Here is a 23,809-nt window from a genome sequence, read left to right on the forward strand (position 1 = left end):
CTCGCACACGACAGGATTACCATTGTGGACAAACTTTTGATCAGGGGCCGTAAGCCCCTGGACGGCGAAATCCGGATTTCCGGTGCAAAAAATGCCGCCCTTCCTATTCTTGCTGCCACTTTGCTGGCGGATGAGCCGGTTACCGTAGGCAACCTGCCGCACCTGCACGACGTGACTACCATGATCGAGCTGCTTGGTCGCATGGGTGTGGAGCTGATGATTGATGAGAAGATGAGCGTGGAAATTCACGCCAACACCATCAAGCATTTTCATGCGCCTTATGAGCTGGTCAAAACCATGCGCGCCTCCATTCTGGTGCTTGGGCCGTTGGTGGCACATTTCGGCGAGGCTGAAGTCTCTCTGCCCGGTGGTTGTGCCATTGGCAGCCGCCCGGTAAACCTGCACATCCAGGGCCTCGAGCAGATGGGCGCGGATATCAAGGTGGAGAACGGCTACATCCGGGCGAAAACCAACGGGCGTTTGAAAGGCGCGCACATCTTCATGGATGTGGTGACGGTAACCGGCACTGAAAACCTGTTGATGGCTGCAACACTGGCCGATGGTAAAACCATCCTCGAAAACGCCGCTCGTGAGCCGGAAGTGGTGGATCTGGCCGAGTGCCTGATTGCCATGGGTGCGAAGATCACCGGGCACGGTACTTCGACCATTGTTATCGAAGGCGTTGAGCGCCTGCACGGCTGCCATTACAACGTGCTGCCAGATCGTATTGAAACCGGTACTTATCTGGTGGCGGCAGCCGCGACCGGTGGCCACGTAAAACTGAAAGATACCCGCGCGGATCTTCTCGATGCCGTGCTGCTCAAGCTGGAAGAAGCCGGTGCCCATATCACCTCTGGTGCGGACTGGATCGAGCTGGATATGAAAGGTCAGCGCCCGAAAGCGGTCAATATTCGTACGGCGCCTTATCCGGCGTTCCCGACCGATATGCAGGCCCAGTTTGCTGCTATGAATGCCGTGGCAGAAGGCACAGGCACGATCATCGAGACGGTGTTCGAAAATCGTTTCATGCATCTGCAGGAGCTTACTCGCATGGGCGCCGATATTACGCTGGAAGGAAATGCTGCGATTATCAAAGGTGTTGATCATCTGACCGGTGCGCCGGTGATGGCAACCGATCTGCGCGCATCCGCCAGCCTGGTTATTGCGGGCCTGATGGCAGAGGGCGATACCATTATCGATCGCATCTACCATATTGATCGTGGCTATGAGTGTATTGAAGAAAAATTGCAGCTGCTTGGTGGAAGTATCCGCCGCCTGCCAGCGTGACAGACACAAGCGGTAAACCGGAAGGACGCATGACAGACTCCATTACCATCGCCTTGTCGAAGGGGCGAATCCTGGAAGAAACTCTGCCGCTGCTGGCAGACGCCGGGATCGAGCTGGTTGACGACATCAAGAAATCCCGAAAGCTGGTGTTTCCCACCACCGATCCTAATGTGCGGGTGCTTATTATCCGTGCAACCGACGTACCGACATACGTGCAGTATGGCGGCGCCGATCTGGGTGTAACGGGTAAGGATGTGCTGATGGAGCATGGCGGGGAGGGGTTATACGAGCCTCTGGACCTGAACATCGCCCGCTGTCGCCTTATGACAGCTGGCCCTAAAGGTGAAACGCCACCCGCCGGGCGCATCCGGGTCGCAACCAAGTTCGTTAATATGGCTCGCCGGTATTATGCGGCTCAGGGGCGGCAGGCCGATATCATCAAGCTTTACGGTGCGATGGAACTCGCGCCGATTCTTGGCCTGGCCGATGAGATTGTGGATATTGTAGATACGGGCAATACCTTGAAGGCCAATGGTCTTGAGGCGCGGGAGCTGATCGACCATATCAGCACTCGGTTGGTGGTGAATCGTGCCTCTATGAAGATGAAACACGAGCAGATTAACCCCATCATTGAGAAGATGGCAGCGGCTGTGGATAAACGTCGCTAGTACTGATCGAAAACTTGTGCGCTGAAGCAGTCGTGTCAGGCTTTCGAAAACACGCTGTGAATACTTCCATGTACGCTTGGCTACGCCATCCATGGCTTCGCACAGTTTTCGAAAGCCTGACACGACTCCTTCGCAGTGTATTGGGTGCATGATTCCAGAAACAATCCAAGCAGGATTTGAGAAATGACCGTTAGCATCAAACGATTGAACGCTTCCCAAAGTGACTTTGACAGTGAGCTGGCTACGCTGCTGGCCTGGGATGACAGTGTTGATCATCAGGTGAACGAAACGGTACGTCATATTCTGCACGAAGTGAAAACCCGCGGTGATAAGGCGGTTTTGGAGTTCACCGAAAAATTTGATCGGCTGAACGTCGGCAGTGTTGCCGAGCTGGAAATGAGCCAGGACCGTTTGCAACAGGCCCTGAAAGCGATTCCGCAAGATCAGCGCGTGGCGCTGGAACAGGCTGCAGATCGCGTGCGGGATTATCACGAGCGGCAGAACCAGAAATCCTGGCAGTATCAGGATGAAGACGGCACCGTGCTGGGCCAGAAAGTAACGCCACTGGACCGCGCCGGGCTTTACGTTCCTGGCGGTAAAGCTGCTTATCCTTCTTCCGTATTGATGAATGCCATTCCCGCCAAAGTTGCAGGCGTGGGCGAAGTCATTATGGTTGTGCCTACTCCGGATGGCGTGGTGAATGATCTGGTGTTAGCTGCGGCGGCTATCGCAGGTGTTGATCGTGTATTCACCGTAGGCGGTGCGCAGGCTGTTGGTGCTCTGGCCTACGGCACAGAAACCATCCCCGCAGTGGACAAAATTGTGGGCCCCGGCAACATTTTTGTGGCCACGGCCAAGCGGGAAGTCTTTGGTACCGTCGGCATCGACATGATCGCCGGCCCCTCGGAAATCCTCGTGATCTGCGACGGAAAAACCGATCCCGACTGGATCGCCATGGATCTGTTCTCCCAGGCTGAACACGACGAACAGGCCCAGTCCATATTGATCAGCCCCGATGCCGATTTCCTTGATGCGGTCGAAGCGAGCATCAACAAATTGCTGCCTACCATGGAGCGCGCCGACATCATTCGCACCTCCATCGCCGAGCGCGCGGCTCTGATTCACGTTGCCGACCTCAGCGAAGCCGCCAAAGTCTCCAACCGGATTGCACCGGAACACCTTGAGCTGTCTGTGGAAGACTCGGAAACATTGCTGGAAGAAATCCGGCATGCCGGTGCTATTTTCATGGGCCGTTACACGGCCGAAGCTCTGGGCGACTACTGCGCGGGGCCGAACCACGTGCTGCCCACCAGTGGGACCGCACGGTTTTCATCCCCATTGGGTGTTTACGACTTCCAGAAGCGCTCATCCATCATTGGCTTCAGCGCCAAAGGCGCAGACCGAATGGGGCGAGTAGCATCGGTTCTGGCGCGAGGTGAGGGCCTGACAGCTCACGCACGTTCAGCTGAATACAGGATTAAAAACGATGAGTAAGTTCTGGAGTCCGTTGGTTAGCAGTCTGGTTCCTTATGTGCCAGGCGAACAACCCAAAATGGCCAACCTGGTAAAGCTGAACACCAATGAAAACCCGTTTGGCCCATCACCAAAAGTCATAGAAGCCATACAGGCCGAACTCAACGACAGCCTTCGCCTCTACCCGGACCCGGAAGGCGAAAGCCTGCGCCAGACCATCGCCGGTTATCACAGCGTAAACCCCGAACAAGTATTCCTGGGGAATGGCTCCGACGAAGTTCTGGCTCATATTTTTTATGCTCTGTTCCAGCACGGCCAGCCCATACTGTTCCCGGATATTACCTACAGCTTCTATCCGGTGTACTGCGGCCTATACAACATTGAAGGCAAAACCGTACCCGTTACAGACAGCTTCGAAATCAACCCCGAAGACTACAAACAGCCCAACGGCGGAATCATCTTCCCCAACCCAAATGCGCCTACCGGGCGTTACCTTGGGCTTGAGCACGTAGAGGCAATCCTTCAAGCCAACCCCGAGCGTGTTGTAGTAGTCGATGAGGCTTATGTGGATTTTGGCGGTGAATCCGCTATTAAGCTTGTTGATCAATATCCCAATTTGCTTGTCAGCCAGACACTGTCCAAGGCCCGTTCATTGGCAGGCCTCCGCGTCGGCTTCGCGATCGGACACCCGGATCTTATCGAAGCGCTGAATCGCGTCAAAAACAGCTTCAATAGCTACCCGCTGGACAGACTGGCCTTGGCTGGTGCGAAAGCCGCGTACGAAGACGAAGCCTGGTTCCAGAAGTCCTGTGAAGGGGTGATTTTTGAGCGGGAGCGTGTGACTGAGGCTCTGGAAGGTCTGAATTTCGAAGTCTTGCCTTCGAAAGCCAACTTCGTTTTTGCCCGCCATAGAGAGAATTCCGGTGAAAGCCTGGCAAAAGCTCTGAGGGAGCAAGGCATCATTGTTCGCCACTTCAATAAGTCCAGAATCAGTGAATTCTTGCGGATTACCATTGGCACTCCCGAGCAGAATGATGCTTTGATTACTGGCTTAAAATCTCTGTAAACGACTGAAGTCTGATCGAGGCTGGTAGTGAGAGGAGGCGTTCCGGGAATGTAGAGGGCCAGGGACGGCCCGAAACAAGCGCAAATGGGTGAGGCAAGCGTTTATAAAGCGGAGCTTTATGTGCCGCCGAACGACAGCAATCTGTGATTGCTGGCCGGACCCCGCAAGGGGTGCTCGTAGCGGTTCCCGGAAAGCCCCTCCGCCCTGCCAGTCGGCAACTCCAGAGTCTAACGAAAAAGAGGATAAACCATGGCAACCCGTGACACTATTCTCGCGAAACTCAATGAATGGCTCCAGCCGGAAAACTTCCAGGACTATTGCCCCAATGGACTGCAGGTTGAAGGCAAAAGCGACGTAAAAACCATCATCACCGGTGTAACCGCCTCCCGCGCACTCATCGAAGCAGCCATCGCCGCAAACGCCGACATGGTTATCGTTCACCACGGCTACTTCTGGAAAGGCGAAGATCAGCGCATCCAGGGTATGAAGCGTGAACGATTAAAGCGGCTTCTGGATAACGACATAAACCTGGTCGCCTACCACCTCCCCCTGGATGACCACCCGGAATACGGCAACAACCGCCAGTTGGCAGACATCCTCGGTATCGGGAATCCCCAGCCATTAAACGGTCTGGTCTGGGAAGGTGAGCTTCACGAAGCAATGTCGCCCGAAAAATTCGGGCTGCACATCGCCAGAGCGCTCCATCGGGAACCTCTGCGGGTCGGCGACGGAAAAGCAGAAATCAAACGGGTAGGGTGGTGCACAGGGGCGGCGCAAGGGTTTATCAATACAGCGATTGATGCAGGCCTCGATGCCTACATCAGTGGCGAAATCTCCGAACCGACAACCCACACCGCCAGAGAGTGCGGTATCCATTATTATGCCGCCGGGCACCACGCAACCGAGCGCTATGGAGTGAAAGCGCTCGGTGTGGCGTTAGAAAAGGAATTTGGCACAAGTCATCGGTTTATTGATTGCGATAACCCGGTCTGATCAAGCCTGCGGTGCTTTATCGCCCTTCTTCAGGCCAAAATCTTCAGAAAGCGTGCCCGACGTCTTGGGAGCATAGTCACGGGGCGGCTCGACACCGTCCTCGCTGACTTCCTCAAGGCGCTTGCGGGAGGTTTGCTCAGCAAGCTCAGCCATCCAGTCCTCATCATTGCACAGGCGGTTAGCGCCGCGAGCCATATGCTGGTTTACATCACGGTACGCATCGTTAAACCGGCTCAGTAAATGGGCCGACTCCATAAAATGCTCATTTACCTGGGCCTGATAACGGGTGTACTCGTTGCGCAGCTCTTCGGCCTGCTGTTCCGCACGGCGCTGTCGGAGGGAAGAACCCTGCCCCGAGCGGCCAACAAGTGCTCCGATGATAATGCCAACAATCAATGCGGCAATCGCTGCCAGAATCAGGTTCGTCATATGCTGTGTCGTCCTGTTGCCTGAAAAATGAACCAAGTCATGTGAGCCAGTATAACGCCCGCAGCTCCATCAGCCCATGCTTGCGTGCTGAGCCAATCGTCGTATTGCCCCGCAGCCCTTCAGCATGGCGAAAAAACCGTAAATACGCGATAATACGTCGCGCCAAAATCAACGATCAGACCCCGGGATTTCCTGATGACAGTTTCCATGCCTTCTGAAACCACTGCAAGCCAGACCCCCTGGCAGCGCTATCAAGCGGATCTCGAACGCCCGGATTTTCTCAGTGATGCCGCTCAGGCAGACGCAGTTCAACGCCTCCAGACACTTTACGACAAACTGGTGGAAGCGGAAAGCGAACGCGGAAAAGCAATGGCCAAATTGCGGCGCAAGTTGAAGAAAGGCCGGGAAGAACCGGTTAAAGGCCTGTATTTCTGGGGAGGCGTTGGCCGAGGCAAAACCTATCTGATGGACACCTTTTATGAGTCGCTGCCGTTCAAGCGCAAGATGCGCGTGCACTTTCACCGCTTCATGCAACGGGTTCATCAGGAACTGAAAAACGTCAAAGGTGAAAAGAATCCGCTGGATCTTGTGGCCAAAAAGTTTGCCGATGAAACCCGCGTGATCTGCTTTGACGAATTCTTTGTGTCAGATATTGGCGATGCCATGATTCTTGCAACCCTCATGGATGGTCTGTTCAAACGCGGCGTTACCCTGGTGTGCACATCCAACATCATTCCCGACGGTTTATATAAAAATGGTTTGCAGCGAGCGCGGTTCCTGCCCGCGATAGCACTGGTGAACAAGCACACTGACGTTGTGAACGTAGATGGCGGCGTTGATTATCGTTTGCGAACGCTGGAGCAGGCTGAGCTTTACCATTCTCCGTTGGGCGAGGAGGCCGATGCCTCCCTGCGCAGGAGCTTCGACGCACTGGCGGTAGAAGCCGGAAAGCACAGCAAATCTATGGAGATTAACGGCCGAAAAATTCCCGCACAGGCGCATGCCGACGATGTGGTGTGGTTCGATTTCAAGGATGTGTGTGACGGCCCCCGCAGCCAGAACGACTACATTGAGATGGCGCGCCAGTTTCACGCAATCATCATCAGTAACGTCCCCGTGCTTGGCGGTGACAAAGATGACCAGTCACGCCGGTTCGTGAACATGGTCGACGAATTCTATGACCGCAATGTAAAAGTGATTATGTCAGCAGCTGTGCCTATTACTGAGCTCTACTCCGGCGGTCGCCTGAGCTTCGAATTCGAGCGCACTGAATCACGGCTCCTGGAAATGCAGTCACAAGAATATCTGGAAGCTCCGCACAAGCCCTAGCAGGCGCAAAAAACCATCAAAAGCAAAGTGGTTGCATCCGGAATTGTTGTCTATAGTGATTCTGTGCGAGAAAACCCGGCGTCGATCGGGGTGGTGAGCGGGTGGTGAGAGTAAAATCATACTTTTGACTGATCAAAGCACTGGACAGCGTTAGCTATAGTGCCTACATCACGAGCACTGTGCATGAAGCCTCCAATACATCGTGAATACCAATAATCAGAGCAGCGACTCAGAACAACAATGGAGTAGCCTTCCAATGACAAGAAAAATACACCAATGGCAGCGTTGGACAAGATTACCGCTTGCCGTGGCAGTGGCAGCAGGTATGTCTGGCCACGCGTCTGCGTACTCTTTTTATCTCGGGGATGTAGAAGCCCAGTTCAACACCACGCTCTCAGCCGGGGCCGGGTGGCGAGTTGAGGATCGCGACAAGCGGCTGATTGCCCAGGGCAACCTGGGGCCGCAATTTGCGAACACCACCACGGGTGCATCAACGAACAACTACGACGATGGCAACCTGAACTTTGAGAAGGGCGACACCTACTCCAAGATCGTCAAAGGTAACAGCGAGCTTTTCCTCGACTACGCAGTCGACAGCCAGTATCTGACCCGGGTAGGTGGCTTCGTGCGCGGTCGTTACTGGTACGACTTCGAACTGAAAGATGAAAGCCGCGCAGTCGATGATGTCGGGCAGCAGCGCGAACTCAACAGCAGCGCTAAAGGCAATGCCTCCGGCGGCGAAATTCTGGACGCTTACATATTTACTGACTGGTACTTCGGGAACGTTCCGGTGAGTGCCCGTTACGGCAAGCAGGTGGTTAGCTGGGGTGAGAGTACTTTCATCCAGGGCGGTATAAACACAATCAACCCTATCGACGTCCCGGCGTTCCGCGCTCCGGGTTCCGAGCTGAAAGATGCGCTGCTGCCGGTTGAAATGTTCTACATATCGGCCGGTGTCACGGAAAACGTTTCGGTAGAGGCTTTCGTGCAGACAGACTGGGCTCCCGTTCGCCCGGATGATTGCGGCACCTTCTTCTCCACCAACGACTTTGCAGCAGATGGCTGCGGTCCGGTTCTGCTTGCTGGCCAGCTGCCAGACTCCCAGGCTCTGGCCCAGGGATTCGTAGCACCCCGTCTTGGTGATGTCGAAGCGGATTCAAAAGATCAGTTTGGTGTTGCGATGCGCTGGTATGTGCCGGCCCTGAACGATTCCGAGCTCGGCTTTTACTACATCAAGTATAATAGCCGTTTGCCGTACGTGAGCGGAACGATCAAAGATTCAAGCAGCCCCTTCCCCTCGTATTTTATAGAGTACCCTGAAAATATTAACCTCTATGGTATCAGTATCAACACCAACACTCCGGGTGGCTGGTCTCTGGGTGCTGAATACTCGTATCGTGACAAAATGCCTCTGCAGTGGAACGCGTTTGAGCTGATCTATGGTGGTCTTCAGCTTGCCAACCCGATTGACGGCTCGCCGGTCAGTAAGCTGGAACAACAGCGTACAGAGGAGTTGGGCACTCTCACGCCAGGGGCCAGGGTATCCGGAAACGACAGCTTTGGTGTTTCCCAGGCCCAGTTCACCCTGCTCAAGTTCTTCGACCAGGTGATGGGCGCAAGCCGAGTGACCTTTATCACGGAATTCGGCGCAACCTACGTGCACGACCTTCCCAGCCTTGATGACGCCCGTTATGGCCGCTCAGGCACCTTTGGTCTTGGCACACTTCCAACAGACGCTGGCGGTGGAAACATTGTTGACGTCTGCGCAGCTGGCATCAACATCAACCCGAGCTATTGCACCAACGATGGGTTTACCACAGACTTTTCATGGGGCTACAGAGCCCGTATGGTGTGGAACTACCCGAATGCCATTGCCGGTATAAACCTGTCTCCGCAGGTGGCCTGGAGTCACGACGTGGAAGGTTATAGCCCGCAGCCCGGAGGTAATTTTAACGAGGGTAACAAAGCTATCGGCCTGTCTCTCGAGGCGGTTTACCAGAACAAGATTACCGCCGATATCGGTTACACCAACTTTTTCGGTGGCAAGCCCTATAACGAGTTGACTGACCGGGATTTCGTGAGTGCCAGCGTTTCCTACTCATTCTGAACCGCCAAGAATTCGTTTAACGAGGTAATTTAAATGAAACTGAACAAGAAATTACTCACCACGGGAATTCTGGCTGCAAGTCTTGTTGCAGGTCAGGCCTGGGGTGCGGTTTCTGCCGAAGAGGCAGCCAAGCTGGGCGACTCCCTGACTCCGATCGGTGCAGAAAAAGCCGGTAACGGCGGTGATATTCCCGCCTGGACAGGCGGAATGACCACGTCTCCCGCAGGCTATAAGGGCGACGGCATATACGTGAACCCGTTCCCGGATGAGACCCCCAGGTTTACTATCAATCAGAGCAACGTAGCGGAGTACGCCGATAAGCTGTCGCCAGGACAGGTTGCAATGATCAAGCAGTACCCGGACTTTGTGTTGCCGGTATACGAAACTCATCGTACAGCCGCTTATCCGCAAGACATCATGGATGAGACGGTCAAAAACGCGACCCGCGCTGAAATGATCAAGGATGGTAATGGTCTGAGTAACTATCAGAACGCAACACCGTTCCCGATCCCTCAGAACGGGCTCGAAGCATACTGGAACCACATCACGCGCTATCGCGGTGGCTCTGTACAGCGTAACGTCGGGCAGGCTACACCTACCGCTAATGGCGCCTTCTCCATTGTAAAGTTTCAGGATGAGTTGACCTGGAGAAGTTACCTTACGGATTACCAGCCGGGTGAAGATGCCAACGTGCTGTTCTACTTCAAGCAGGCTATCACCGCTCCGGCGCGTCTGGCCGGTAACGTACTGCTGGTTCATGAGACCATCGACCAGGTTGCAGAACCACGTCGTGCGTGGGTATACAACGCGGGCCAGCGTCGTGTTCGCCGCGCGCCTCAGGTTGCCTACGACGGACCGGGTACAGCGTCTGACGGCATGCGGACATCGGATAACTTCGATATGTTCAACGGCGCGCCAGATCGCTATGACTGGGAGCTGGTAGGCAAGAAGGAAATGTACATTCCGTACAACTCCTACAAGCTGGTCGATCGCAGCCTCACATATGACCAGATCATCAAGCCGGGCCATATTAATCAGGACCTGACCCGTTACGAGCTTCACCGTGTGTGGCACGTACGCGCGACCTTGAAAGACGGTGAGCGTCACATCTATGCGAAGCGTGACCTCTTCATTGATGAAGATACCTGGCAGGCTGTTGTTATCGACCATTACGATGGCCGTGGAGAGCTCTGGCGCGTGGCTGAAGCCCATTCTATGCAGTTCTACGACCAGATCGTTCCCTGGTATGCAGTTGAAACCCTTTACGATCTTCTGTCCGGACGCTACCTGGTCAACGGTCTGACAAACGAGGAAAGTGAACCCTATCAGTTTGGTGTTGAGCGCCAGTCGAGAGACTATACTCCGGCCGCTCTGCGCAGAGCCGGAACCCGTTAAACGGGTGTGCTGATCTACAGAAACGGGGGGCCTTTGGCCCGCCGTTTCTGTTTTCACGATGAAAAACTGTCACCGTATAAATACCTTTCACGTCAAAACTTTGCAGCCAGCCCCTCAATTGGTTTAACCTCGTTGTCATACTAAAGGTGTATCCGGGGCAGTATGTGAAATCATTCCATGATGGCTGTGCGGCCAATGACGAATTCCAGACAGCAAACAGCGGACTCCAGCGGGGTGAACTCGTAAGGGATCTGCTCAGGCAGAGATTGCAGTTACCTGCCGCTCCTAGCCATTCGTTGGCACGTCCTAATCTTGATACTTTGATCGCCGAGGCATTAACACCGCGCGGTGTTACGTTTGTAGAAGCCCCTTGCGGGTATGGAAAATCCCATACCGTTGCCATGGGGATTCAGGCAGCGGGGATCGAAGAAGAAAGTGTCCGATGGTTACCACTGAATTCTCAGGATAATGCGCCCACCCGTTTTCTCAGTCTGTTGTCTGTTGCTCTGGGTATCCCCGAATCGTCTGAAAGCAGCCTGCAAGGCGGCGCCACATTCCCGGATGCCCTCGCGATAATGCTAATGGGGCTGAAAAAAACGCCTGCAGAAAAACACTCCGTGCTTGTTCTGGATGGTCTTCACCACATCACCAACCCGGCGGTTGTCGCTCTGTTACAGCAGCTGGTGGCGGACATACCGCCCCACTTCTCGGTTGTCATGCTTTCAAGGCAGGCGCTGCCCTATGAAACTCACGCTCTGGAGCTGGAAAACCGGTTTACCCGTGTTGGAGTCGAAAAGCTTGAATTCAGCCGAAGCGAAACCTTTGAGTTTTTCAGGGACATTCTGGGTGATCATCAGCTAACCAGTGTTGCGATTGACCACTTGTATGATCTTACAGAGGGCTGGCCAACGCCTCTGGCGCTTTACCGCCGGGATATTCTGCAAAGTACAGAAAGACATGCTGTTTCCGAAACGCCCGGTGTTGAGCGCTTTTTGAAGGAGTCAGTCCTGGGCAGTCTGACACCCAGCCAAATACGGGCCTTGAGGGCGATATCAGAACTCGGGCTCTGTTCCGATGAATTGGTGTTGACGCTTCAACCTCTGATACCCGACGGTGTGATGCTGCCATCCGAGGTTCTTGAACGGGGTTTGCCCGTCAAGATCATGCCGGGTTGGGGGCGCTGGTACCGGCTAAACCCGTTGTTGATGGAGTGGTTAAAAGCACCCGTAATGGCAGGTTATGCTGACCGGATGTTGGCGGCCAGTCGGTGGTTCGGCAGTCGCGATCAATTTCCTGAGGCACTCAAGTATTCACTGCTGGCAGGTGATGCAGAAGAAGTGATCCGTATTGCGTCTGAAGGATCCGAAGCACTTTTGCTTGGGCAGGACACGGCATCGCTTCTGCGTTTGCGTAAAAGTCTGCCTGCTCCCCTGCTTGAGCGTAGCCCCAGGCTTAGAATTGTTTATAGCTGGGTACACGCCATTGGTGGTCAGTTTCGGCAAGCGCGCGCACTGATTGACGGTATGGATGCTGAGAACCAGCAAGAACATAAAGCACGAATCTGTGCGCTTCGAGCGTTTATCCTGCGTGGGGAAGGGCAGGTTGCAACCGCTCTGGAAATGGCCGAACGCGCTCTTTCCGGCCCTGAGTTGTCCACCCAGGGCCAGTTGGTCACCCAGATGGTTCGTGCCAGCGCTTTGTGTGCGTCAGGGCGGTTCACGGAAGCCCGGGAGGCCAATCGCGCGGCATCCCGCCTGGCAAGGGAGGCCGGGGACTCTGGTTCAGAAGCGCTGGCAGTATACTCCCATGCCCGGATCGAACTTGGAAAAGGCGCGCTCAGGCATGCAGAACAACTGCTGAGAACCGGGCTGGATACCGTTGTGCAGGAACTTGCCCGGCCCGCCAGGATTGGAGAAACACGGCTTCAACTGAACCTTGTGCTCGTACTCTGGCATCAGGGGCGTGACTCTGAGGCGGATCGGCTTCTGGTGATCTGTGGGCGCCATGCAGAGCAGACCCGGGATCTCGGTCTTCTGCTGGCAATGGCTATCCGGGTATTGATGTGTCGCTCCCAGGGCCGCCTGGAAGACGCATTTGTGTGGATTGGCAGAGCAGAGCGCACCATGCACACCTGGCAGGTGGATGAGTCGCTTTACGTGCCGGTGCTGGAAGCTCTGAAGGCCAGTTGCTGGTTGGCCCTCAATCAGCTGGAAAGTGTCGGCCAGGCGCTTATGAGATTACAGCCATACCGGGAAGCTGGCTGCGTACCGGAGCTCTTCCCGATGATGCCGGGATTACTGGACTGCCTTCAGGTGCGCCTGGATCTCGCCCGGGGCGAAACCGTGAGGGCCCGGGAAACCCTCGCAAGCTCACGTAAGCGATACAATGAGGCCATTCCATGGGGCGTGGAGATACACATGAGGCTATTGGAGGCCATACTCGTCAGCGAGGATAAAGGCCTGGCCGTCGCGCAGAAGATGGTTTTAGCGGTGGTATCGGAGGCGGAAAAGGAACACTTTATAAGCCCGTTTGCAGAGCTGAAGCTTGAGCTGAGGGATCTGATGGAAAAGGCTTACAACCAGCTTTCGGAAACACCTTTCCGGGAAGCTCTGGGGCACCTGTTCGGCATAGCGGGAGGCAAGTTGCCTGCGTCGCTGGCCGAGCCTATCAGCGATCGCGAACAGAGTGTGCTTGAGCTGATCGCCAAAGGTTTATCGAACCAGGAGATTGCTGACAAACTGCACATCTCCTTGCATACGGTAAAAACTCACGCCCGGCGTATAAACGCCAAGCTGGAAGTGCGCTCGCGAACTCAAGCGACGGTTCGCGCCCGGGAGCTTGGGCTGCTGTGAAGCCAGCGAGGCTCAGGTTGAATCAGGCCTGATTCCGGCTTTCGCTTTTGATTGCCTCTATACGGGCATCTTTTTCGGCCCAGAGTTCACTTACCCACCGCTGAAACTCAACCCGGGTTTCCCGGCTGTTTTCATAATCCATTCCAAGAAACTGTGCCGGAATTTCCCGTACCCGGATATCGATCACAATGGTGCGGATGCGCCCGCTCAGATAATCCCAGATACCTATCCTGCCGTGCTCTCCGGGGTAAACAATCGTCACATCCAGCATGGTATGCAGCATTTCACCCATGGCACCCAGAACAAAGGCGGTACCGCCCGCCCTTGGCTTCAGGAGATGCTTGTAAGGGGAGTTCTGACGTTTGTGTTTCTCCGGCGTAAAGCGGGTCCCTTCCATGAAATTGAAGATGGTCACCGGTGTATAGCGGAACTTTTCGCAAGCCGCCTGGGTAGCGGCGATATCTTTACCTTTCAGTTCCGGCTTCCGGGCAATCTGCTCTTTGGTGTGGCGGTGCATAAACGGAAAGTCCAGCGCCCACCAGGCAACACCCAGCAATGGAACCCAGATCAGCTGTTTTTTCAGGAAGAACTTGAGCAGGGGTATCCGGCTGTTGAGCACATACTGTATGGCCGGAATGTCAGCCCAGCTTTGGTGGTTGCAGGTGACAAAATACCAGTGTTCGCGGCTGAGATGTTCCGCGCCCCGCACATCCCATTCAACCTTGTGCAGCGTATCCATTACAAGGTTGTTGACCCCTATCCACACCCTGGCGATGGTATTCAGCACAAGGGTACAGCCCTTGCGAACAGAGATTACAGGGAGGACAAGCTTGAGTAGCGCAAACAGCATCAGAAACGGAAAGAGTACGAGTGTATTCAGCAACACGAACAGAGCCGCCAGGGTTCCCTTCAGCGGCGCAGGCAGAAAATCAAGCATGCGGGAATGTCTCAGGTTATCAGGGGTTAATCGGAAATCAGCCCTCGGCCGAAGCAGCGGTTCTCTCTCCCGCAAGCTGGCCTGGGAGAAGGGTCTGCCCGGCTTTTGCCGATGCCAGGCTCTTCAGGTGCGACGGGCTTCGATCGCTTAAAATATTCCTGAATTCCGTATCGTAGAACTCCAGATTGTTATAACGGATCATCGAGCGAATTTCATTAACATATTCTTCGCCGCGCTCAGAATAGCTGCTTAATCCGCGGGCGAGGGCAAGCCCTGAAAGCGGATCACCGGCTTCTCTGTCATCAAGACGGGTGTCACGCAGCCCCTGATAGCTGGCATGCCGGTTCAGGTTCTGAATATAGGCCCGCACAGAGTGATAGGGTGATGGAAAGGCTGCCACTTCATGGCTGGCACCTTCAACCCGGTTCAGGGGCACCAGGCCGCAACCTTTGGAGAAACACCATTGGCCGAACAGGTTGTTTCCCCGCAGAGCAAAGCGTGAGGTTCCCCAGGCAGACTCATTGGCGGCCTGCGCCAGAATCAGAGAAGGCGGGATGATATCCAGACGTTTTCTCAGTAAGGCAAATTGCTCAGGGCTGCCGGGCTCCTCGTCTACCCGCAGGCGCTTTGATTGAGCTGCGAGCCAGGTGTATTCCTGTTTCGACAGGGTGTCTTTCGTGCTGAGGCTGTCCAGGTAGTCCCGTTCAATAAGTATGCGGGAATTGGCAAGGACAATACGGGGGTAAAGGAACGAGAAAAAGGCCACCTTCTTCTCTGTAGTGTCCTGATAGTCAGAGAAGTCCGGAAGCTCCTCACGGGCCCAGGAGGGCAGCGGAGGCAGTGAACTCAAAGCGGGCTCTGAGCCACTATTATTGTCATAGACTGATCTTTCCGAGGGTACGTAGAGCCCGCCTCCGATGGCAAAAGCGACCAGCGGAACGACCAGCATTAGCGAACGCATTGCAGCTGACATAAAACCTCTCTCCACAACCTGTCTCTGTGCCCGGCAGGCCTTCAACCCAGGGATACGTGTTGATAATTATAACAGGTTGTACGGGCAGGGATGCCTGAGGGTTCAAGGCAGCCGGGTTGCGATCAAAAGTCCGAGCTGCTCTTCGCCATCAGCGACGTTCCGGAATACGAGAAAAAACTGGCTCTGATCCGCGGTCACAAAACCTTTCAACAAAAGATCTCCGGCACTGAAACTGATACGCCCGCTGCCCGCGTCAGTGTATGCCAGGTTTGCAGCTAATTGCCCTGATTCCGGCGCAGAGACGCTTTCGTCATTTACGGAATGGAGCACTTCAAGCGTGTCACTAGCGAGGCTTGCGGTATTACCCGAGAGTTCCAGAGCGCCATTGTTCAGATGAATGAGTCTGTTGAAGCTGTCTTTAATACCCAGCACAAAACCCTGTACCCGGTATTTTCCTGTACCCGGTGCCGCTAACGAACGTTGTTCAACGGCAATGAGTAAACCGTCGCCCATTACACCGCTTGCCGATGCGGCATCGGCAAGGTTGAATGCCAGCAAGGAGCCATCCGGCACGCTTGCGCCGACGCCCAGATCCGGCTCTCCGGAAGCACCTGCCGGGTTGTTAACATCGAGATTAAGCCGGCCAATGTTCTTGTTGCCGCTGCTCAGAAGGGCGGTGCGGGGGGTTATAATCCAGCTGTCAGAACGGGCTCCTGTGGTGTCTGCGGAGGCTGCGCCTGAACTGTCGCGGCTGAGTGTGGTAAATGTCTGAGCCTGAGTGATGGAGTTGTTACCAGAGCCCGCACGAATCTGCCATGAGCCGGATCCTGCCTCAACCTGCATGGGTGTCGCTGATTCTGAAAACCGTGTGGTCAGGTAAACCGTGTTGTAATCACGGCCATTCAGGACGTCGGCATCAAAGCCCTCTTGCCGTAGCAGGTTGAGTTCCAGCGCTGAGAGGTAGTGAGATTCCAGCTCGTCTTTACGCTTCAGCTTGCCGCTCTCCGATTTTAGGGTAATGGCTTTGCCTGCAGTGAAATAGCCTGTCAAAGTGCGATCCGGGCCGGTATTGGCGCTGCCGGCGCCTCCGGTATAAGCGTCCAGAAAGTACGGGTTACGGGTCCAGCCTATGGTTCTTGCACTGTTTCTATCGGTGATGCTCTGATAGAGGGCACGGCCTGCCAGCAGGCGGGCATCATCAACCAGGGTGGCGGCACCGGGCGATGTGGAGTGAGTGTTCAGAGCCCAGGTATCTTCCCCCCGGGCATAGAAGTCGTTACCTTTTTTGTGAATCAGCGTTTTGCGATCGTAGGGGATTTGTGAGGTAAGAGACGTTACCTTGACGTTGAAAATATCAAAGCTTGCCAGCGTAAGCCCCGGGTATCGATATGCGGGTGCAGAACCGGTGCCGGTTTGCTCCTCTCGCCCCAGGCGAATGCCCCACTGGCCAGATCCGGTAAAACTGTCCTCGAGAAATGTTTGCCCCAACTCTATCCCCATGAAAACCGAATTGTAATCCGCCGAACTTGCAGAGATTTTGCCGGATGACTGATCGTCCAGAATTGCGTAGTCCGCCATCGAGGCCACATAGCTGGTAAAATCGGCACGCCGGGAAAGCACATCCAGTGCGCTGGCAACACTGGCGCCGGTTGGAATATCAATCTCGAAATCGTGGACCTGATCGGCCAGAGCAGGCCAGACATATTTATTGAGACACAGAGAGCTGTTTTCGGCTTCCACACAGTCAAGAATTCCCTGGTATTCGCCGGGGGTATATCGGGGAAGGGTGTTGCGCACCAGATATTCGGAGAACGGATTGATCTTGATGTCCCGGTCCGCATCGGCCGCCAGAGCTCGCAATGTGGCGTTGCCGTACGTGGCTTCGATAATGACGTCTGGCCCCTGGGGCTGGCCATTCTGAAAGCTGATTATTGTAAACCCGTTGCTGTCCTTGCGCGTGGTATAGGGTTCGGAGCCAAGGTTTTGCAGGTTTCGATTGGTCTGGTACACGCTGATTGCGTCTGGCTGAACAAGGCGCAGGTTACGCCGTGTTGGCTCGCCGTCTGGTGCGAGACTGCCAGGCACCTCAAGGGTAATGCGGACTTCGTTGGTGCTCAGGCCGTTAGTATTGCCAGAATCGCCGGTGCTGCCGGAGCTGAAGTCGTCCACCGGGTTTTTCGTGCCGGCAAAGGAGTTGGGCTGGCTTCGCACGCTTTCAATGGCGTCTTCACCGCCACAGGCGGTAATCAGCGTAACAACAGATAAGAGAAGTAACCCGGGATTCAGTCGCATGTCTGGCAGTCCGTGCTAGAAACGGTAGCCAGTCTAGCAGTGCAGGTTTCAGGAAAGCGTGAGGAAGGGCACGAAACGGGCGCCGGGGGAAGGGCGCCCGTTTTAAGTCGCTGAACGGTTTTAGAAGAAAATCTTCATGCCGGCCATAATGCCTTCATCCAGATTGATGTCACCCCGGTAGGGCGCATCCAGTTCGGTGTTCAGGTACCGGTAACCGGCGAATAGCTCCGCGTTGCGGATAACCCGGTAGCTGCCACGGAGCTCAACGCTTGTCATCTCTTCAGAGTCGCCAAACGAGAGAATTCGTGGAGCATAGTGCAGGCCACCTGTGAACGACAGGCCAGGTACGTTCGGAATGTTCACGGTAGCAAAACCACCCAGACCCACTGCGCCGCCATCCACACGGTCGTCATCCCAGCCTATGGCTCGCATGCCAATACCGGCGGTTGTAGGCAGGTTACCCAGAGCAGTGCGGCCCTGAGCATGAAAATCCACGTTACCAATATGGCGGCTGCCTTCATGGTAGGTGTAGCCGGCACCAAGCTGAAGGTCGTTGTTGTTGCCGAAGAAGTTTACCTGGCCCTTAACAGAATCGTTGGTGAGGCTCAGGTCCAGATCGCTGGCGAACGCAGGCGCAGCGGCCAGAGAAAGAACCAACACGGAAATACGGGATACTTTCATTCTTTTACCTTCTTGATTGCGGTGCACGTACTGATTGGGGCGAATGGTAACGGCCTGAATGGGGTACCACAACTTACAAGCATGTAAGCTCATGGCAAGAACCACGCGAAACTGTCTGTGCAGTTAATGGCGCGTTGTTTCGCCGCCCTGATCAAGATCGTCCGGAGACGCATTTTCCGCCGGAACCCGATATTCCTCATTGGCCCAGGCGCCAAGATCAATCAGCTTGCAGCGTTCTGAACAGAATGGCCTTGAGGGATTGGACTCTGACCATTCTACGGATTTTTTGCAGGTGGGGCATTCTACGTTCATGTGGACCTTTCAAATCGTTAAACAGGGGCTTTTGCAGGTGTGCCATGGGCGTATTGTTCCAGAACAGCCCGCAGCATTTCAATATGGACAGGCTTGGCAACAAATGAATCCATCCCGGCCCGGCGGCAACGCTCTTCATCCTCTTCCATAGCGCTGGCGGTAAGCGCAACGACCGGTACCCGTGACCGTTTCCGGGTTGCCTCCCATGCGCGCAGGCGCCGAGTGGCCTCAAAACCGTCCATCCGGGGCATTACACAATCCATAAATATCAGGTCGAATGGATGCCATTGCCACAGGCTGGATGCAGCCTCGCCATCATTTGCGGTCATAACATCGCAACCCAGTTTCTCCAGCAACCTGCGGGTCAGTGTACGATTTACCGGGTTATCCTCAACCAGCAGCACCTTCATTCGGCGGGAGGTGAGTTCCCGGCGCTTTTCAGTATCCTCGCTGGCCTGCAGGGAAAAGCGGGTGAGAAAACGTCGCTCATGCTTTGTGGCGTCCTCAAACAGCTGGTTGAGAATCGGTGTGAGGCAGGATTCCCGCAAGGATTTACTGAGAAAGGCATCCGACCCGGCCTGACGAAAATGTTCGGCATCCCCGCGCTGAGGGTTGGATGAGAGAATCAGGAGGCGCATATCGGCCCATAAAGGATTACCCCGAATCTGGCGACACAGCAAATCGCTGTCCATGTCCGGCAAAAAACCGTCGAGAATGATGGCATCAAACGGCTCCTGACTGTCGAATGCCAGTCGTAAAGACGTGAGTGCCTCCCCGGCGGATTTAACGGCCTCGATGTGGACATCATGGCGCGACAGCATTTCCAGAGTAATTTTGCGGGAGAGCTCGTAAGAATCAGCTACCAGAACGCGTTTACCCTTTAACATGCGCGTGTCCGGGCGTACTCGGGATGTGTTCTCCGGCGCTGCGGGCAGGGTAAGCTCAACCCAGAAGGTAGAGCCTTCCCCGGGCTGGCTTTCCAGGTCCAGAGATCCATGCATCAGGTTGACGAGCTGGCGGCAGATGGTCAGCCCCAGCCCGGCACCGGGTAGCTGACGCTGAAACCTCTGCCCCAGTTGCACGTAGGGCTCATACACCAGCGGAATGTCTTCCGGGTTAATGCCAATGCCCGTATCTTCTACTGCCAGGCGCAGACGAACCTTCTCATCCCGGCGCCCCAGCACTTCAATACTGATCAACACGTGCCCGGAATCCGTAAACTTGATAGCGTTGGAAACCAGGTTCAGTAAAACCTGACGAATCCGCACAGGGTCCCCTCTCAGAGCCCAGGGCAGCTCCTCGTCAATGCGTAACTCCAGTGCCAGCCCCTTCTCCCGTGCCCGGTCGCCCAGCATGTGCACCAGATCGTTGAGGGTTTCCCGTAAATCGAAAGGAATGTCCTCTAGTACAAGCTTTTCCGCTTCCATGCTGGAAATGTCCAGCAGATCATTGATGATGGCTGAGAGCCCTTCTGACGCGCTCAGCAGAGTGTGGACGTACTCATTCTGCTCCTGATCCAGCTGCGTATCGGTTAACAGGTTGGCGTAGCCGAGAACAGACTGCAGGGGCGTGCGCAGCTCATGGCTTACATTGGCGAGAAACTGGTTTTTTGCGCGGTTGGCCCGTATTGCTTCATCCCGCTCATCCTGGGATTGAATGGTGGTTTGCCGGAGTGATCGGGTGTCTTCCAGAATCTGCAGCCGCATCTTGTTAAGCGCCTGCTCAAGCTCTGAAAGTTCATCGGGATTGCGGGGCGGTTTGCGCTTAAGATGCAGCGGGTCCACCAGCGCATCCAGATTCAGCCGTGCGGCGTAATCGGCCATGGTTTCTAGGTGACGGGAGAGGGTGAAGCGAACAATAATCACCAACCCCAGCGTGCCCAGCATCACCACAATCGATTGAAAGAGCAGATTAATCAGAGCGCCGCTGCGAAGCTCGGAATACACCTGCTCAACCGATGAGGTAATCGTAAGAGTGCCCATGTTTTCGGGGCCGCGAAAAGTAGCGCGGTTGAATACCAGCGGAAACGTTTGTGAAATTACCCGGCCTTCCGGGTGGCCCCCGGTACTGAAATGCTCCCCGGAGGAGGTTACAACGCTGGCGTAATCAATCGTCTCTACAGCCCGCATGTCATCCAGGCTGTTGGCTACCTCGCTGAAATTCATCAGCCAGATGTTGTTGCTCATGCCTCCGGAGACCAGCCCTGCGGCCCGTTTCTGGGTTTCCTGCAGATCGGACTTTCGGCGCTCAAACTCGCCAATCATCTGCACGCCGGTCGCAACCAGAGAAAGCACCAGGCTGAATATCAGAACATACGCAAGCAGCCGCATTGCGAGCGGTCGGATACCCATGCGCGTAAACATTCGATTTGAAGGCAAGGCACAAATTCCCTGTGTCGACTACAAAACCATCCACGGAAGTCTAACAGACCGTCAGCACTTCGACACGTTTCTGTGAATGATCATTCACAAACCGGAATCGCACGTTCAGATCATAGAGATGCGCCCCGTAAATACGCTCCTCATCGCGCCCTCTGCGAAAGGAAGGGCGGGGGTCATAGCTCACCACATCGGCAATGAGCAGCTTCAGATCCGGGTACTGCTCTACGGGCAGGCTGGCAAGCTGTGCCTCTGCCTCAGGAAGGAAAACGACGTCCAGGCGCTCGGTAGGAGCCGATTCAGCCCAGCCCAGCGCTGCATCCGGCACTGAATCCGCAAACGGCAGATAAGGTTTGATATCCAGAATCGGCGTGCCATCAATCAGATCGTGATCGCTTATCTGCAAGGTCAGCTTGCCGTCTTTGATTACAAGCCCCTCGTTCCTGACTACGGATAGTCCGAGACTGTTAGGCCTGAACGGTGAGCGGCTGGCGAATACACCCATTTTCTGGTTCCCGCCCAGGCGAGGTGGCCGAACCACCGGTCGCCACTCTGCCCGCACGGCTTCATGAAACTGGAAAATTAACCAGATATTGCTGGCGGTTTCCAGGCCACGGAATGCGTCTTCCCGGTTATATGGCGGCTGTATAATCAGGTCTGCTCTGGCGTGACGGGTGAGCCCCGGCTGACGCGGGACTCCGAATTTGTCTTTGAAGCACGAGCTGGTGATGGCAATGGGTTGCAGTGCCAGAGCTTCTTCGGATGGTATTGACGGGTGTCTGGGCATGGGTCCTCATTCATACTCCGTGGTTGAGGCCTGCAAGCGGGGCCTTCCGGGAACCGCTACAAGCACATCCATGTGCGCTTGACTCCGGCCATCCATGGCCTCCGACATTCCCGGAAGGCCCCGCTTGCAGACCTCCTCAGGCTCTGGAGTCAGAAATCAGGGTTAATGCTACCCGAAAAGAACATTTCTACGCGAAAAAGAACGGAACCCTGGTCTTTAAAGCTCTTTTCTCTCGGAAAAGTCAGCGCCGGAATGAGCTCTGCAAACAGCCAGTCGCTGTGGAGCCTGTAACGCCAGGTAAGGTCAACGAACGCCGAGGTTGTCCGCCAGTTTGGTTTGCTCTCACCCAGAACACCTACGCGAGGGTTCACGGTTGATCGATTATTGATGCGCTTAAACGTACTGAACGTCTGCGAAGCCACAAATTCGCTGTCGCTGTGCACCCATTCAAGCTCCGAAGAAGACCAGAACCGCCAGCCATTGCCAACATCCCGGCTGGCGCTGAACCAGGTGCGGGCACCCCAGCCTTCCTGGTGGTAATAATAAAACCGCTGCTGTGCTCTGAAGGCCCAGTCGGCATCCGCATTCCAGCGCTTCTCTGCTGTAGCACGCCAGAAGGCATCCGGTGGAAAGCGCAGTTTGGCGCCTATGTCGTTAGAAAGGTTGATCGCGTCTCCGATCTGCGAGAGATACCGAAAGGCACCGGTCGCAGTGCCTGTTGTTCGGTCTGCTTCCGTCAGTTGCCGGTCGCGCTGGCGTTCTTCCAAAGGAATAAGCTCGTCGCTTTCACTTTCGATAACCAGGCGCAGTTTTCGCTTTGTGGTGGGTATATCCAGCCGGAACCGGGCTTCCGGTTCAAATTGGGCCGGGTCGCCGTATTCGGATTCGGTGGCGAAACCAAGGCGCAGGTAGCTTTCGTTGTTCGGGAGATTACGGGTTTCTCCGGAGAGCGTCCGGTCGGCCCAGTTGCCAAGGGATTGCACTTTGGGGCCCTGGATACGCTCCTGGCGCAGAATGAAGTTACTGAAGCCCATCCAGTAGGAGTCTTTTGGCTCTGCCCAGTACTCATCCGGCTCAAATGTGTAGAACGAGATTGGCAGCTTCTCCGGGGTCAGGATATCGGGTATCGAATACTCCTGAACCTTGAACACCGGCTCAATGCCGTGGCTGTGCGTGCTGAACAAAAAGAGCAGTGCTGTAACGGTTCGGACAAAAGACGAACCGAGCCTCAAACGGAACAGATCAGCCAAAGTCCACCATGAACCTTTCATGCAATGCGCGAACCTCAGCTGCAACTTTTTCTGTGGGCTGGTTGTTATCAATAACAGCATCCGCTCTGGAAACTCGCTGCTCGCGTGGCATCTGAGCTGCAATAATACGCTCAACCTGCTCGCGGGAGTTGGTGTCCCGGGTCATGGTGCGATCAATCTGTATATCCACTGGAACATCCACCACCAGCACTTTTTCAACCAGTTTGTGCTGGTCGGTTTCAAGCAGCAGGGGAGACACTAGCAGAACATAAGGCAAAGTATAATCGGAGGGGTATAGCTGCCGAATCAGCTCTTCACGAATGATCGGATGCAACAGACCTTCAAGCCACAAACGCTGCTCCGGCTGCTCAAACACAATCTGCCGAAGGCGTGTTCTGTCGAGCGCTCCGTCTGGCGTGAGAATGTCCTGCCCGAAGTGATCAGCAATAGCTGCCAGCGCAGGCATGCCCGGCTCAACCACTTCCCGGGCCACATCGTCTGCATCCACCCAATGCACGCCCAAAGCGCCAAACTGACGAGCGACCGTGGACTTGCCCGATCCGATACCACCTGTAACACCGATAATGATCATCTGATTCG

Annotated in this window: 19 protein-coding genes; 9 read left to right on the top strand and 10 right to left on the bottom strand. The window is 55.1% G+C overall.

Features of this window, described 5'->3' with window-relative positions:
• The first annotated feature begins 24 nt into the window (after positions 1-24).
• From murA to ACN0RL_RS03115, 5 genes are all read left to right on the top strand, one after another.
• Complete coding sequence (gene murA, locus ACN0RL_RS03095; RefSeq protein WP_417513592.1) at positions 25-1,287, top strand: UDP-N-acetylglucosamine 1-carboxyvinyltransferase; 1,263 nt, start codon at positions 25-27, stop codon at positions 1,285-1,287.
• Positions 1,288-1,316: 29 nt separating this feature from the next.
• Positions 1,317-1,955, top strand: coding sequence for an ATP phosphoribosyltransferase (gene hisG / locus ACN0RL_RS03100; protein ID WP_417513594.1), 639 nt, complete (start codon positions 1,317-1,319; stop codon positions 1,953-1,955).
• A gap of 183 nt (positions 1,956-2,138) precedes the next feature.
• Positions 2,139-3,449, top strand: a complete 1,311-nt coding sequence (hisD, locus tag ACN0RL_RS03105) for a histidinol dehydrogenase (protein WP_417513596.1) — start codon at positions 2,139-2,141, stop codon at positions 3,447-3,449.
• Positions 3,442-4,494 (top strand): histidinol-phosphate transaminase, encoded by a 1,053-nt coding sequence (gene hisC, locus ACN0RL_RS03110; protein WP_417513598.1) that lies wholly within the window; start codon positions 3,442-3,444, stop codon positions 4,492-4,494. Before hisD ends, hisC begins: the two co-directional genes overlap by 8 nt.
• Positions 4,495-4,743: 249 nt before the next feature.
• Positions 4,744-5,487 (top strand): Nif3-like dinuclear metal center hexameric protein, encoded by a 744-nt coding sequence (locus ACN0RL_RS03115; RefSeq protein WP_417513600.1) that lies wholly within the window; start codon positions 4,744-4,746, stop codon positions 5,485-5,487.
• Here the strand turns inward: ACN0RL_RS03115 and ACN0RL_RS03120 are convergent, their stop codons facing one another.
• Positions 5,488-5,916 carry a YhcB family protein gene (locus ACN0RL_RS03120; protein WP_417513602.1) on the bottom strand — a complete coding sequence of 143 codons (429 nt, stop codon included), beginning with the start codon at positions 5,914-5,916 and terminating at the stop codon, positions 5,488-5,490. It lies immediately after the preceding gene.
• Between the two features lie 195 nt (positions 5,917-6,111).
• On the opposite strand from ACN0RL_RS03120, the gene zapE reads away from it, so the two are divergent.
• From zapE to ACN0RL_RS03140, 4 genes are all read left to right on the top strand, one after another.
• Positions 6,112-7,245, top strand: coding sequence for a cell division protein ZapE (gene zapE / locus ACN0RL_RS03125; RefSeq protein ID WP_417513604.1), 1,134 nt, complete (start codon positions 6,112-6,114; stop codon positions 7,243-7,245).
• Positions 7,246-7,501: 256 nt separating this feature from the next.
• Positions 7,502-9,352, top strand: coding sequence for a DUF1302 domain-containing protein (locus ACN0RL_RS03130; RefSeq protein ID WP_417513606.1), 1,851 nt, complete (start codon positions 7,502-7,504; stop codon positions 9,350-9,352).
• A gap of 33 nt (positions 9,353-9,385) precedes the next feature.
• Entirely contained in the window at positions 9,386-10,747 is a 1,362-nt protein-coding gene (locus ACN0RL_RS03135) for a DUF1329 domain-containing protein (protein WP_417513608.1), read from the top strand.
• A 164-nt stretch (positions 10,748-10,911) separates the two neighbouring features.
• Complete coding sequence (locus tag ACN0RL_RS03140; protein ID WP_417513610.1) at positions 10,912-13,599, top strand: LuxR C-terminal-related transcriptional regulator; 2,688 nt, start codon at positions 10,912-10,914, stop codon at positions 13,597-13,599.
• Between the two features lie 22 nt (positions 13,600-13,621).
• Here ACN0RL_RS03140 and ACN0RL_RS03145 read toward each other — a convergent pair whose 3' ends face one another.
• The 9 genes from ACN0RL_RS03145 to coaE all read right to left on the bottom strand — a co-directional run bounded on the left by ACN0RL_RS03145 (position 13,622) and on the right by coaE (position 23,801).
• Positions 13,622-14,536 carry an acyltransferase gene (locus ACN0RL_RS03145; protein WP_417513612.1) on the bottom strand — a complete coding sequence of 305 codons (915 nt, stop codon included), beginning with the start codon at positions 14,534-14,536 and terminating at the stop codon, positions 13,622-13,624.
• A 37-nt stretch (positions 14,537-14,573) separates the two neighbouring features.
• A complete protein-coding gene (locus tag ACN0RL_RS03150) occupies positions 14,574-15,509 on the bottom strand; it encodes a glucosaminidase domain-containing protein (protein WP_417513614.1) in 936 nt (311 codons plus the stop codon).
• A 102-nt stretch (positions 15,510-15,611) separates the two neighbouring features.
• Positions 15,612-17,801, bottom strand: coding sequence for a hypothetical protein (locus tag ACN0RL_RS03155; RefSeq protein WP_417513616.1), 2,190 nt, complete (start codon positions 17,799-17,801; stop codon positions 15,612-15,614).
• 120 nt (positions 17,802-17,921) lie between these two features.
• Complete coding sequence (locus ACN0RL_RS03160; protein ID WP_417513618.1) at positions 17,922-18,482, bottom strand: YfaZ family outer membrane protein; 561 nt, start codon at positions 18,480-18,482, stop codon at positions 17,922-17,924.
• A 123-nt stretch (positions 18,483-18,605) separates the two neighbouring features.
• Entirely contained in the window at positions 18,606-18,794 is a 189-nt protein-coding gene (gene yacG, locus ACN0RL_RS03165) for a DNA gyrase inhibitor YacG (RefSeq protein ID WP_417513620.1), read from the bottom strand.
• Positions 18,795-18,811: 17 nt separating this feature from the next.
• The gene (locus ACN0RL_RS03170; RefSeq protein WP_417513622.1) at positions 18,812-21,172 is read right to left on the bottom strand and encodes a response regulator; all 2,361 of its coding nucleotides are present in this window, start codon (positions 21,170-21,172) and stop codon (positions 18,812-18,814) included.
• 43 nt (positions 21,173-21,215) lie between these two features.
• Complete coding sequence (tsaA, locus tag ACN0RL_RS03175) at positions 21,216-21,959, bottom strand: tRNA (N6-threonylcarbamoyladenosine(37)-N6)-methyltransferase TrmO (RefSeq protein WP_417513624.1); 744 nt, start codon at positions 21,957-21,959, stop codon at positions 21,216-21,218.
• 149 nt (positions 21,960-22,108) lie between these two features.
• Positions 22,109-23,230, bottom strand: coding sequence for a hypothetical protein (locus tag ACN0RL_RS03180; protein ID WP_417513626.1), 1,122 nt, complete (start codon positions 23,228-23,230; stop codon positions 22,109-22,111).
• Positions 23,202-23,801 carry a dephospho-CoA kinase gene (gene coaE, locus ACN0RL_RS03185; RefSeq protein ID WP_417513628.1) on the bottom strand — a complete coding sequence of 200 codons (600 nt, stop codon included), beginning with the start codon at positions 23,799-23,801 and terminating at the stop codon, positions 23,202-23,204. The genes ACN0RL_RS03180 and coaE overlap by 29 nt, the downstream gene beginning before the upstream one ends.
• Between the last annotated feature and the right edge of the window lie 8 nt (positions 23,802-23,809).

The organism is Marinobacter sp. (genome assembly GCF_048259445.1).
Lineage (GTDB): Bacteria > Pseudomonadota > Gammaproteobacteria > Pseudomonadales > Oleiphilaceae > Marinobacter.